Genomic DNA, 11,454 nt, shown 5'->3' on the forward strand with positions numbered 1-11,454 from the left:
GTCGCCATCAGTGCCGACGGCGTCGATCCGATCGTCACCTTTGCCGTGGCTGACGGCGATGGCTACGAATCCTATGCCCCGGCGCTACCGTTGTTGTCGCTCGCGGCGGATGGTGACTTGAAGCCGCGAGACTGAACTACTCCGCCGCGGCCCGCGCGCCGGCTTTCGCAGCGGCGTGCAAACGCACCGCATCGCCGAAGGCGCGGAAAATCTTGGCCGAGTTGCTGTCCGACTTGACCCAATATTCGGGATGCCACTGGACGCCGACTGCGAAGGCGCGGGCGCCCTTGACCGAAACCGCCTCGACCGTGCCGTCGGTGGCGACAGCCTCGATCTCGAGCCTCGACCCCAGTCGCTCGATCGCCTGGCGATGCAAGGAATTGACCTTGATGTTGCCGGCACCGAACACGCCGGCGAGGCAACTGCCCGGCTTGATCGAAATGGTCTGGTGAATGGCGAAGCGCTCGTCCTGTTTGTCGCTCACCGCCGCACGGTGGTCCAGCGATCCCTCGCGCTCCTGGATCTCGGTGCCTAGCGTACCGCCAAGCGCCACGTTCAGCTCCTGAATGCCGCGGCAGATGGCGAGCAGCGGCACGCCGCGCTCGATCGCCTTGCGGATCAGCGGCAGCGTCGTGGAGTCGCGCGCGGTGTCATAAGGGCCATTGGCTTCGCTGGCATCGCCGCCATAGAGCGAGGGGTCGACGTTGGATTTCGAGCCGGTGAGCATGACGCCGTCGACCGAAGACAGCAGTTCGTCGAAGTCCAGCCGGTCGCCGAACGAGGGCACGAGCAGGGGGAAAACGCCGGCACCCGCGATCGCCGCTTCCAGATATTGTTGCGGCGCGGCATGCCAGGTGTAGTTGTCGAATTGACGGACGTCGGTCGATATGGCGACGAGCGGCTGCTGCATTTTGGGTCTGTTTTCCATCTGGCAAGGAATGTCCTGCCCTCAAAATAGGCGATGTCAGGGCATTTTTCCATGCCAAGTTTCAGCGTGTCGCATAGGCCACGAAATCCCCGTTAGACTATAGTTGCAGGTCCCCATGGCCCGGTCGCCAAATCCGGCGGCCGTGCTGGACTCGACCCCGTGCCTGTGTATTGTTTCGCCAGCCGATGCGGGTACGGAGGATGTCTCCGGCGTCGGTCTGTTGATCCAAAAGGGAGGAACTGCATGGATCGTCGTTCATTCATCCGCAAGGCCGGCGTGACCGGCGTCGGTGCAGCCGCGGCGGCGGCCACGCTCGCCGCACCGGCCATAGCCCAGTCCAACCCCAAGGTGACATGGCGGCTGGCGTCGTCCTTCCCGAAGTCGCTCGACACCATCTATGGCGGCGCCGAAGTTTTCTCCAAGATGCTGTCTGAAGCCACCGACGGCAATTTCCAGATCCAGGTTTTTGCCGCTGGTGAGCTCGTCCCCGGCCTGCAGGCCGCCGACGCCACCACGGCCGGCACGGTCGAGGCCTGCCACACGGTGGCATATTATTACTGGGGCAAGGACCCGACATGGGCGCTGGGTGCCGCCGTGCCCTTTTCGCTCAATGCGCGCGGCATGAATGCCTGGCACTACCATGGCGGCGGCATCGACCTGTTCAACGAGTTCCTCGCCACGCAAGGTCTGTTCGGCCTACCGGGCGGCAACACCGGCGTGCAGATGGGTGGCTGGTTCCGCAAGGAGATCAAAACCGTCGCCGACCTCTCCGGCCTCAAGATGCGTATCGGCGGCTTTGCCGGCAAAGTGGTGCAAAAGCTCGGCGTCGTGCCGCAGCAGATCGCCGGCGGCGACATCTATCCGGCGCTGGAAAAGGGCACCATCGACGCCGCTGAGTGGGTCGGCCCCTATGACGACGAGAAGCTCGGCTTCTACAAGGTCGCGCCCTATTACTACTATCCCGGCTGGTGGGAAGGCGGCCCGACCGTCCACCTGATGTTCAACAAGGCGAAATACGAAGAGCTTTCGCCGACCTACAAGTCGCTGCTGCGTACATGCGCCCAGGCCGCCGATGCCAACATGCTGCAGAAATACGACTACGTGAACCCTCCGGCGGTGAAGCGGCTGGTGGCCGGCGGCGCCAAACTGCGCCCGTTCAGCCAGGAGATCATGACCGCGTGCTTCGAGAAGGCAAACGAGGTCTATGCCGAAATGGAAGCCTCGAACGCGCCCTTCAAGAAGATCTGGGAATCGATCAAGGGCTTCCGCAAGGAGCACTATCTCTGGGCGCAGGTTGCCGAATACAATTACGATACGTTCATGATGGTCCAGCAGCGCAACGGCAAGCTGTAGGGTTGAGCCTTGTCCCTTCTCCCCGTCACTATACGGGGAGAAGGTCCCGGCAGGGGGATGAGGGGCAGCGCCGGCTTCGGCGATTGAACGCCCTCGGCGCAAGCCCAACCGCGCATCTTATCAATTCAGCATTGGCGCCGCCCCTCACCTGCCTGCCGGCATCCTCTCCCGTATAGGGACGGGGAGAGGGAAGCTGTCATCGACGGTTTCGCCAATCGCCAACGTTGCAAGATGAAGGACCGCACTTCAGCCCAGGCCTGGCACCACCAGCACCTTGACCTCGCCCGGCGCGGGCGGATTGGCGATCACACCAGGCGCCTCTTCCAGCGACACCTGCCTGGAGATCAGCCGGTCGATCTCGATCGCGCCCGACGCGATGAGCTCGGCGGCGCGGCGATGCGTATAGGGATTAAGGAACGAGCCCAGTACCTTCAGTTCCCGGAACAGGAGGTCGAAGGGCTCGAATTCCGCCTTCATGCCTTGCGGCGTCACGCCGACGATGACGACGGTGCCGCCGGCCCTTGCCAGCCGCATCGACTGCTCGACGGTGTCGCGCACGCCGGCGCATTCGAACACCACGTCGGCGCCGCCGGGCATCAGTCCCGCCCGTCCGGCGATGGCATCGATCACATCGGCGGCTGTGGGATCGACCGTCGCCGTCGCGCCGAGTTCCCTCGCAAGCGCGCGGCGCGAGGCTTGCCTTGTCGACAGGATGATGGTGGTGGCCCCGGCGAGCCGAGCCAGCTGCACCGTTAGCAGGCCGATCACGCCGCCGCCGAGCACGACAACCGAACTGCCAGGCTTGATCTCGGCAAGGTCGGCACCGTGCAGGCAGCAGCCAAGCGGCTCGCAGAACGCGCCATGTGTCGGCGGCAGATCGGCGGGCAGGATGAAAGCCTGTTTTTGCGGCATCACCACATAGTCGGCAAAGCCGCCGTCGCGATGGATGCCGATGGCGTTGAGATTGCGGCACAGATTGACCCGGCCGGCATGGCAATGCGGGCATCGCCCACAGGCGATGTTGGGATCGCCAGTGACCCGGTCGCCGACGGCAAAGCCGGAGACCGCATTACCGACCGCCTCGATGATGCCGGCGAACTCGTGCCCGGGCGTCACAGGCGGCCTGCAAGGGAATTCGCCGTGGAAAAGATGCCGGTCGGTGCCGCAGACACCGCAGGCCTCGATCCGCACCAGAAGCTCGTCCGGACCGGGAACCGGCTTGGCGACCTCGCGCAGCGCGATGCCGCCCACTCTCTCCAACCGCACGGCTTTCATGGCGTCTTCCCCTCCGAGCTCAGTTGAAATTCGGCGGCTGCGACAGGTCCGGCGTCGGTGTCGCCGGCTTGGCCGGCGGCGCATCGCCGAAATTCGGCGGTTGCGACAGGTCGGGCGTGCCGGGCGCGGCCGGTGCGCCACCGCCATTGGCAGGAGCGCCGCCACCTTCCGGCGCGCCGAGCGGCGACAGGCCGGGCGCTTCCGGTACCTGGTAGTCGATCGTGCCGGAATCGATGGCCGTGCCCTTGTAGCGCATCACCATTTGCGGGAAGGCGATGGTCAGGCCGATCATGATGACCTGGATGCAGACGAACGGCACCGCGCCCCAATAGATCTGCCCCGTCGTTACCGGCGCGATCTGCTTACCGGTCAGGCGGTCGAGATAGGGCACGCGGGCGGCGACCGAGCGCAGGTAGAACAGCGCGAAGCCGAAGGGCGGGTGCATGAAACTGGTCTGCATGTTGACGCCCAGCAGCACGCCGAACCAGATCAGGTCGATGCCGAGCTTGTCGGCGGCCGGCGCCAGAAGCGGCACGATGATGAAGGCCAGTTCGAAGAAGTCGAGGAAGAAGGCGAGGAAGAAGACAAGGATGTTGACGCCGATCAGGAAGCCGACTTCGCCGCCCGGCAGCGAGGTCAGGAGATGCTCGACCCAGATCTGGCCGTTGACCCCATAGAAGGTCAGCGAGAACACCCGCGCGCCGATCAGGATGAACAGCACGAAGGACGACAGCCGCGTCGTCGAGGCCAGCGCCTGCTTGATCACGTCCATCGACAGCCGGCCCTTCATCGCCGCCATGCCCAGCGCGCCGACCGCACCCATGGCGCCGCCCTCGGTTGGGGTGGCGATGCCGAGGAAGATGGTGCCGAGCACCAGGAAGATCAGCGCCAGCGGCGGGATCAGCACGATCACGACCTGCTGCGCCAGCCGCGACATCATGTTGATGTTTAGGCTGCGGTCGAGAATCGCGACGACGTAGATGAAGATGACGCCGACGGCCGCGCCGAGAATGTCGGCATTGTCGCCATGAGCGGGCACCAGGTAACGGTAGGCGGCATAGGCGATCGCCACGGCCACCACCAACGCGATCAGCAGGGACACCACGCCATGGCCGAGTGTGCGGGCCTCGAGCGGCAGGGCCGGCATCGACTTTGGCCGGACGATCGACATGATCACGATGTAGAGCGTGTATAGGCCCGTCAGCACCAGGCCGGGGATCAGGGCGCCGGCATACATGTCGCCCACCGAGCGGCCGAGCTGGTCGGCGAGAACGATCAGCACCAGCGACGGCGGAATGATCTGCGCAAGCGTGCCCGACGCCGCGATGACGCCGGACGCCACCCGGCGGTCATAACCATAGCGCAGCATGATCGGCAGCGAGATCAGCCCCATGGCGATGACCGAGGCCGCCACCACGCCGGTTGTCGCCGCCAACAGCGCGCCGACGAAGATCACCGCGTAGGCAAGGCCGCCGCGGATCGGTCCGAACAGCTGGCCGATAGTGTCGAGCAGGTCCTCGGCCATGCCGGATCGCTCGAGCACGATGCCCATGAAGGTGAAGAACGGAATGGCCAGCAGCGTGTCGTTCGACATTACCCGGCTGCCGTAGAAATTGTCCGGCAGCGCATAGAGCAGCGGCCATGCGAGATTGATCGCGCCGCCCGAATAGGGCGTCAAAAGCACGCCGATGAAGAAGAACATCAGGCCGTTGGCGGCAAGCGAAAAGGCGACGGGATAGCCGATCAGCATGAACAGGATCAGCGAGGCGAACATGATCGGCGCCATGTTCTGGGCGATGAACTCCATCACGAGCGCACCTCTTCGGCGAGCGTCTTGGCTTCGAGTTCGGCCTGTTCGTGCACGGAAATGAACGGGTTGGGATCATCCATGACGCCGCGCATGATGGCGATCTTCTTGACGATCTCGGAAATGCCCTGCAGCGCGAGCAGGAAAAAGCCGACCAGCAGGATGGCCTTGGCCGGCCACACGATCAGGCCGCCGGCATTGGTCGACATTTCACCGCTGTGGAAGGACAGCCGCACGTAGGGCACGAAATAGAACACCATCAGCGTCACGAACGGCATCAGGAACAGGATGTGGCCGAGAAGGTCGATCCAGTGCTGCACGCGGCGCGAGAACAGGCCGTAGACGATGTCGATGCGGATATGCTCGTTCTGCTTCAGCGTATAGGCGGCAGCCAGCATGAACGCCGCGCCGAACAGGTACCATTGCAGCTCCAGCCATGCATTCGACGAAATGTCGAAGACCTTGCGGATGACGGCGTTGGCCGCGCTCACCAGGATCGCCAGCAGGATCAGCCAGGATACCGATTTGCCGATGAATTCGTTGGCGCGGTCAATGACCCTGGATAGAGCGAGCAGCCCTGCCATGCATTCCTCCCTGATGCGGTGACGCGCGATCCCCCTTTTTCGTCGCGTCGCGTGGCCCAACGGTATGCAGTGCGTGGTCCGGTTGGTCAACACGAGGAGGAAGGATGCAGGCAATCGGCCCTTGCGGCGCGGTGGAAAACCGCAGCCTGACGAAACGTCATGCAACCAAAGTCTGATGGGCTCAGACGATCTTTCCGGTGTCGCGGCCGGCGCCGATCAGGATCAGCATGGCCACCAGGAACAGATACATCCACGCATCGCGCCATTCGACCGGGAAATAGCCGGCCCACAGTGATTCGGCCATGCCGAAAGCGGCCGCGCCCAGCGCGGCCCTTGGCGGCGAGAGATAGCCGCCGACAGCGGTCACGAACAGGATCTTCAGGCCGTAGACAAGGCCGGAACCGAAGCTGACATTGCCGTAATAGAGGCTGGCCATGACCCCGGCCAGCGCGGCGCAGAAGCCGCCGAACAGCACGGCACGCCGGAACACGCCGCGCACGTCGACGCCGCACAGGGCGGCGGCCCTGGGGTCGTCGGAGACGGCACGCCAGCACCGGCCGAAGTTTGAGCGGGCAAACGCCCATGTAGCGAGTGCGACCGCCGCCAGAACCACCGCGCAGTCGAGCACCTGGATCAGCGTCAGCGTCGCCTTGAAGCCGGAGCTTTCGGCGAAAACGATGGGCTCGGCCAACATTGGCGGCAGCCACAGATCGTGCGTGTCGGCGGCGATGCGGCTCGCTTCCGACAGCACGAGCAGGATGCCGAGCGTCGTCACCACGATGGCGTTGGGCGAACGGTCGGCCAAGGTCTCGAAGACGCTGCGCGACAGGACATGGCTGATGAGCGCGGCATAGAGGAACGCCGCGACGACGCCGAACAGCACCGAAGCCAACAGCGTCAGCCACAGCACCTGGTAGGCGAAGGCGACGCTCAGGATCATTGCCTGGCCGCAGAAGGCAAACAGCGCGCCATAGGCAAGGTTGGTGCGGTGCAGGATGCCGTTGGTCAGCACATAGCCGAAGGCGAGTAGGGCATAGAGCGCGCCCGAATGCAGCCCGTTCAGCACCTGCTGGAAGAAATAGAGCATGCTCGACAACACCAGAAGCTCTCGCCCGGAAGCATCTCGCCCAAGAGCCGATCGGACAACGGCGACGATACCGTGCGCATCCGAGGTTTGCATCGCCGAATCTAACTTGTCAAACGCGATTTATCGGTTAGATTTTCAGGAATGACAGTTGCCTGGACCCCACACCGGTTTACCGGCGGCCTGCTCGCGCTCGACACGGCGAATACCGTCGTGCTGCGCGGCGATGCGGAGCGCACCTTCGACCGCTTCGACGATCCGGTCGAAATCGGTCGCTTCGCCGACGCGGCCAGCGGCTTTCGCGCCGCCGAGCTTGGCGACAGGCGCTTGGCGGTGTCCTCGCCGGCGGCAATCGCGCCCATCGTGCTGTCGATCCGCGAGACGACCGACCGGCTGTTTCGAGGCGCGGTGTCGAAGGGCGCGGTTTCCACCGCCGACCTGCCCGAGTTCCTGCGGGCCTGTGCAGACGGCCTGGCTGCCGGCCGGACCGAGATCGGGGCGCCGGGACGGCCGTTCGGCGATCCGGCGACGCCGATCGCCTTCGAGGCGGCGCTGGCGGTTTCAGCCCTTTCTCTGTTGCGCGATGACACGGTCGCAAGGCTCAGGATCTGCCCCAACTGCACCTGGCTGTTTGTCGACAGAAGCCGCAATTCCAGCCGCCTTTGGTGCGACATGGCGGTGTGCGGCAACAGGCAGAAGGCGAGCCGTCACTATCGCCGCCGCATGGCGGCCAATGAGGTCAGGAATGCCTAGAGGATTTTCACGTTCGCTCGCTGCCGGCGCCATGCTGATTGCCGCCGCGGCCCTCGGCGCCTGTCGCGATACCGGCGGCGAAGGCAAGCTGTTCGAGGTTTCCGGCAAGATATTCGTCTTCAACTACCGCCTCGCCCGGGCGACCTATGTCGTGACGCTGCGGCCCCTGCAGCCGATGGGCGAGGGCCAGGTGGCGGTTGCCAGCTTCCAGAACCCCGCCGGAGGTGATCCATTCGTGGTCGAGCAGAAGGTCTGGCCGAAGCTCGACAAGGTGAGCCTGGAGAGCCCGGCGCTGACCTGCGTCGTCAAGAACAAACCCTATGCCATCGCCATCAGCATCAAGGGCGCCGATGGTGCGGTCCTGCAGACCATCGACACCACGCTGATGTCGACGGAAGATCAGTCGATCCTGCCCGACCGGCCGCTGGTCATCGACCAGCTCTATACGGCCAATCCCGATCTCGTCGGCCATCCCGACGGCAAGCTGCCCGGCGAGCCGAAGCCGGACTGCTCGAAAGCCGGCTGACACCTCCCGACGGCATCGATTTCGTCTGGAATTTTCGTGCGCCGTCGCGCTGTCGGCGCACGCTTTCATGCGCGGTCCACCATCCGCCGGACTGTTTGTTGCGCGTTGGCTGGTCCTTTCGATTTTGTTTGACCTGCCTTGCAAGGGAAGAAAGGATGCGTCATCCGATCCCGACGTTGGCCGCTGCCCCGCGCGGCCTTCGCAGAGGAAATGCCTGATGACGCTGCATGATGTCGCGCTCGACGACAAGTTCGATCTCGGGAAGGAGCGTATCTTCCTGTCCGGCGCGCAGGCAGTCATTCGTATGCTCCTGATGCAGCGCGAGCGCGACCGCCGCGCTGGCTTGAACACGGCAGGTTTCGTCTCCGGCTATCGCGGCTCGCCGCTCGGCGGTCTCGACATGCAGCTGTGGAAGGCGAAAAAGCAGCTCGCCGGGGCCGACATCGTCTTCCAGCCCGGCCTCAACGAAGAGCTGGCCGCCACCGCCTGCTGGGGCTCGCAGCAGACGGAGCTGCTGGGCGAGGGCACCCATGATGGGGTCTTTTCGGTCTGGTACGGCAAGGGGCCGGGCGTCGACCGTTCGGGCGACGTGTTCCGCCACGCCAATCTCGCCGGCTCGTCGAAACATGGCGGCGTCCTTGCCCTCATGGGCGATGACCACATGGCCGAATCCTCGACCAATGCGCACGCCACCGAATTCCTCTTCGTCGATACCATGGTGCCGATCCTCAACCCGGCCGGTGTCCAGGAGATCATCGACTACGGCCTCTATGGCTTTGCCATGTCGCGCTTTGCCGGCACCTGGGCGGCGATAAAATGCGTCAAGGACAACATCGAATCGACGGCTTCGGTCGATGCCTCGCTCGAACGGTTGAAGATCGTCGTCCCGGATTTCGACATGCCGCCGGGCGGCCTCAACATCCGCCACGAGATCGACATGCTCGGCCAGGAGGAGCGGCTGCATGAGCACAAGCGTGCCGCGGCTTCCGCCTTCATCCATGCCAATGGGCTGAACAGGATCGTCTATTCGGGCGGCCGCAATCCGAAGCTCGGCATCATCACGCTGGGCAAGAGCTATCTCGACGTCCGCCAGGCGCTGGAGGATATCGGCATCGACGAGGCGGGAGCCAACCGCATCGGCGTGCGGCTGTTCAAGGTCGGCTGCCCCTGGCCGCTCGACCTGCAGCACATTGCCGAGTTCGCCCGCGGTCTCGACACCATCGTCGTCGTCGAGGAGAAGCGCTCGCTGATCGAGGTGCAGCTGCGCGAGAGCCTTTATGGCACGGCCTCGCGGCCGGTCATTGTCGGCAAGAAGGACGAGCGCGGCGACTGGCTGTTCCCGGCCAAGGGCGCGCTGGACCCCAACGAGATCGCCATTGCGCTCGGCGAGAGGATCGTGAAGACCATCGGCCCGTCCGAGGAGATTTCGGCAAGGGTCGCCAAGCTGCGCCAGTTCCAGGCGATGCTGGCGGACGCCACCGACATCGGCTCGCGCACGCCCTTCTTCTGTTCGGGTTGTCCGCACAATTCCTCGACCAAGGTACCTGATGGCTCGATCGCCGCCGCCGGTATCGGCTGCCACTTCATGGCGCTGTGGATGGACCGCAACACGCTCGGCTTCACCGCCATGGGCGGCGAGGGCGCGCAATGGGTCGGCCAGGCGCCGTTCTCCAGGCGCGACCACATCTTCCAGAATCTCGGCGACGGCACCTACAACCATTCCGGCACGCTGGCGATCCGCTTCGCCCTGTCGAGCGAAGCCAACATCACCTACAAGATTCTCTACAACGACGCCGTCGCCATGACCGGCGGCCAGCCGCATGAGGGCGGGCTGACCGTGGACATGATCGCCAGGCAGGTGCGGGCAGAGGGCGTCGACCGCATCGCTGTCGTCACCGACGAACCCGACAAATATGCGGGCAAGGCCGAGTTTCCGGCCGGCGCCACCATTCATCATCGCGACGACCTCGACCTCGTCCAGCGCGAGTTGCGCGACGTCAAGGGTGTGTCGATCCTGCTCTACGACCAGACCTGCGCCGCCGAAAAGCGCCGCCGCCGCAAGCGCGGCACCTTTCCCGACCCCGACAAGCGCGTTTTCATCAACGAACTGGTCTGCGAAGGCTGCGGCGATTGCGGCGTGCAGTCGAACTGCGTCTCGATCCAGCCGGTGGAGACCGAATTCGGCCGCAAGCGCAAGATCGACCAGTCGAGCTGCAACAAGGACTTCTCCTGCGTCAACGGCTTCTGCCCGTCCTTCGTCACCGTGCACGGTGCCAAGATCCGCAAGGCCGAAGGCCTGGCCGGCGGGACCGACCCACTTGAAGGCGTGCCGACACCAGCCGAATTCCCGCTCGGCGTCGAGGGCTGGGCGGCGATCATCGATGGCGTCGGCGGCACCGGCGTCGTCACCATCGGCGCCGTGCTTGGCATGGCGGCGCATCTGGAGGACAAGGGCTGCGGCATGATCGACATGGCCGGCCTCGCCCAGAAGGGCGGTTCGGTGTTCACTCATGTCCGCATCGCCCGCACGCCGGAAGACATCAATGCCATCCGCGTTTCGGCTGGGAAGGCCGACCTCGTACTTGGCTGCGATCTCGTCGTGTCGGGCGCCAAGAAGGTGCTGACCGCGGTGCGCGAGGGGCATACGATCTTCCTGGCCAACACCGCCGAGATCATGCCGGGCGAATTTGCCCGATCGGCCGATTTCTCGCTGCCGGTCGAGCGCCTGAAGAAGGCGATCCGGTCCGCCGCCGGTGACGACAAGGCGCATTTCTTCGACGCCACCCGCACCGCCACCGCACTGTTCGGCAATTCGCTCGGCGCCAATATGTTCATGCTCGGCTTTGCCTTCCAGCACGGCGGTCTGCCCCTCTCGGCCGAAGCTGTTGAAAAGGCTATCGAATTGAACGGCGAAGCGGTGGCGATGAATATCGCCGCCTTCCGCTGGGGCCGCCGCGCGGCGCATCAGCCGGATTTCGTGCGCGGCCTCGTCGCCCAGCCGGGCTTCGCCGACAAGGCCGGACAGGCCGCTTCGGTCGCTGAGACGCTCGACGAGATCATCGCCCGCCGTGTCGCCTTCCTCGCCGCCTATCAGAGTGCTGCTTACGGCAAGCGCTACGCCGACAGGATTTCGACGCTGCGAGC

Annotated in this window: 9 protein-coding genes; 4 read left to right on the plus strand and 5 right to left on the minus strand. The window is 64.7% G+C overall.

Annotated elements, in window-relative coordinates; all coding sequences use genetic code 11:
* Positions 1–136: 136 nt before the first annotated feature.
* Positions 137–910 carry a gamma-glutamyl-gamma-aminobutyrate hydrolase family protein gene (locus EOA36_RS14220; RefSeq protein WP_127278182.1) on the minus strand — a complete coding sequence of 258 codons (774 nt, stop codon included), beginning with the start codon at positions 908–910 and terminating at the stop codon, positions 137–139.
* A gap of 261 nt (positions 911–1,171) precedes the next feature.
* Here EOA36_RS14220 and EOA36_RS14225 point away from each other — a divergent pair, with 261 nt between their 5' ends.
* A complete protein-coding gene (locus tag EOA36_RS14225; RefSeq protein ID WP_127278183.1) occupies positions 1,172–2,281 on the plus strand; it encodes a TRAP transporter substrate-binding protein in 1,110 nt (369 codons plus the stop codon).
* Positions 2,282–2,527: 246 nt separating this feature from the next.
* On the opposite strand, the gene EOA36_RS14230 is transcribed toward EOA36_RS14225, so the two are convergent.
* The 4 genes from EOA36_RS14230 to EOA36_RS14245 form a co-directional block, all read right to left on the minus strand.
* Positions 2,528–3,556: a zinc-dependent alcohol dehydrogenase family protein gene (locus EOA36_RS14230; protein WP_127278184.1), complete on the minus strand. Its 1,029-nt coding sequence runs from the start codon at positions 3,554–3,556 to the stop codon at positions 2,528–2,530.
* A 19-nt stretch (positions 3,557–3,575) separates the two neighbouring features.
* The gene (locus EOA36_RS14235; protein ID WP_127278185.1) at positions 3,576–5,363 is read right to left on the minus strand and encodes a TRAP transporter large permease subunit; all 1,788 of its coding nucleotides are present in this window, start codon (positions 5,361–5,363) and stop codon (positions 3,576–3,578) included.
* Positions 5,363–5,947 carry a TRAP transporter small permease subunit gene (locus tag EOA36_RS14240; protein ID WP_127278186.1) on the minus strand — a complete coding sequence of 195 codons (585 nt, stop codon included), beginning with the start codon at positions 5,945–5,947 and terminating at the stop codon, positions 5,363–5,365. Before EOA36_RS14240 ends, EOA36_RS14235 begins: the two co-directional genes overlap by 1 nt.
* 181 nt (positions 5,948–6,128) lie before the next feature.
* Entirely contained in the window at positions 6,129–7,034 is a 906-nt protein-coding gene (locus EOA36_RS14245) for a branched-chain amino acid ABC transporter permease (protein ID WP_127278189.1), read from the minus strand.
* Between the two features lie 141 nt (positions 7,035–7,175).
* Here EOA36_RS14245 and EOA36_RS14250 point away from each other — a divergent pair, with 141 nt between their 5' ends.
* From EOA36_RS14250 to EOA36_RS14260, 3 genes are all read left to right on the plus strand, one after another.
* Complete coding sequence (locus EOA36_RS14250) at positions 7,176–7,784, plus strand: CGNR zinc finger domain-containing protein (protein ID WP_127278187.1); 609 nt, start codon at positions 7,176–7,178, stop codon at positions 7,782–7,784.
* Positions 7,777–8,310: a hypothetical protein gene (locus tag EOA36_RS14255; protein WP_127278188.1), complete on the plus strand. Its 534-nt coding sequence runs from the start codon at positions 7,777–7,779 to the stop codon at positions 8,308–8,310. The genes EOA36_RS14250 and EOA36_RS14255 overlap by 8 nt, the downstream gene beginning before the upstream one ends.
* Before the next feature lie 217 nt (positions 8,311–8,527).
* The coding region (locus EOA36_RS14260; protein ID WP_145969170.1) for an indolepyruvate ferredoxin oxidoreductase family protein at positions 8,528–11,454 on the plus strand (2,927 nt) is incomplete at its 3' end.

Origin of the sequence: Mesorhizobium sp. M8A.F.Ca.ET.021.01.1.1, assembly GCF_003998025.1 — a bacterium.
Taxonomy (GTDB): domain Bacteria; phylum Pseudomonadota; class Alphaproteobacteria; order Rhizobiales; family Rhizobiaceae; genus Mesorhizobium.

Bases quoted from the DNA above. Each gene is read 5' to 3' on its own strand.
- EOA36_RS14220 (WP_127278182.1), bottom strand. From the start codon at position 910: ATGCAGCAGCCGCTCGTCGCCATATCGACCGACGTCCGTCAATTCGAC.
- EOA36_RS14245 (WP_127278189.1), bottom strand. From the start codon at position 7,034: ATGCTCTATTTCTTCCAGCAGGTGCTGAACGGGCTGCATTCGGGCGCG.
- EOA36_RS14255 (WP_127278188.1), top strand. From the start codon at position 7,777: ATGCCTAGAGGATTTTCACGTTCGCTCGCTGCCGGCGCCATGCTGATT.
- EOA36_RS14250 (WP_127278187.1), top strand. From the start codon at position 7,176: ATGACAGTTGCCTGGACCCCACACCGGTTTACCGGCGGCCTGCTCGCG.
- EOA36_RS14240 (WP_127278186.1), bottom strand. From the start codon at position 5,947: ATGGCAGGGCTGCTCGCTCTATCCAGGGTCATTGACCGCGCCAACGAA.
- EOA36_RS14225 (WP_127278183.1), top strand. From the start codon at position 1,172: ATGGATCGTCGTTCATTCATCCGCAAGGCCGGCGTGACCGGCGTCGGT.
- EOA36_RS14230 (WP_127278184.1), bottom strand. From the start codon at position 3,556: ATGAAAGCCGTGCGGTTGGAGAGAGTGGGCGGCATCGCGCTGCGCGAG.
- EOA36_RS14235 (WP_127278185.1), bottom strand. From the start codon at position 5,363: ATGGAGTTCATCGCCCAGAACATGGCGCCGATCATGTTCGCCTCGCTG.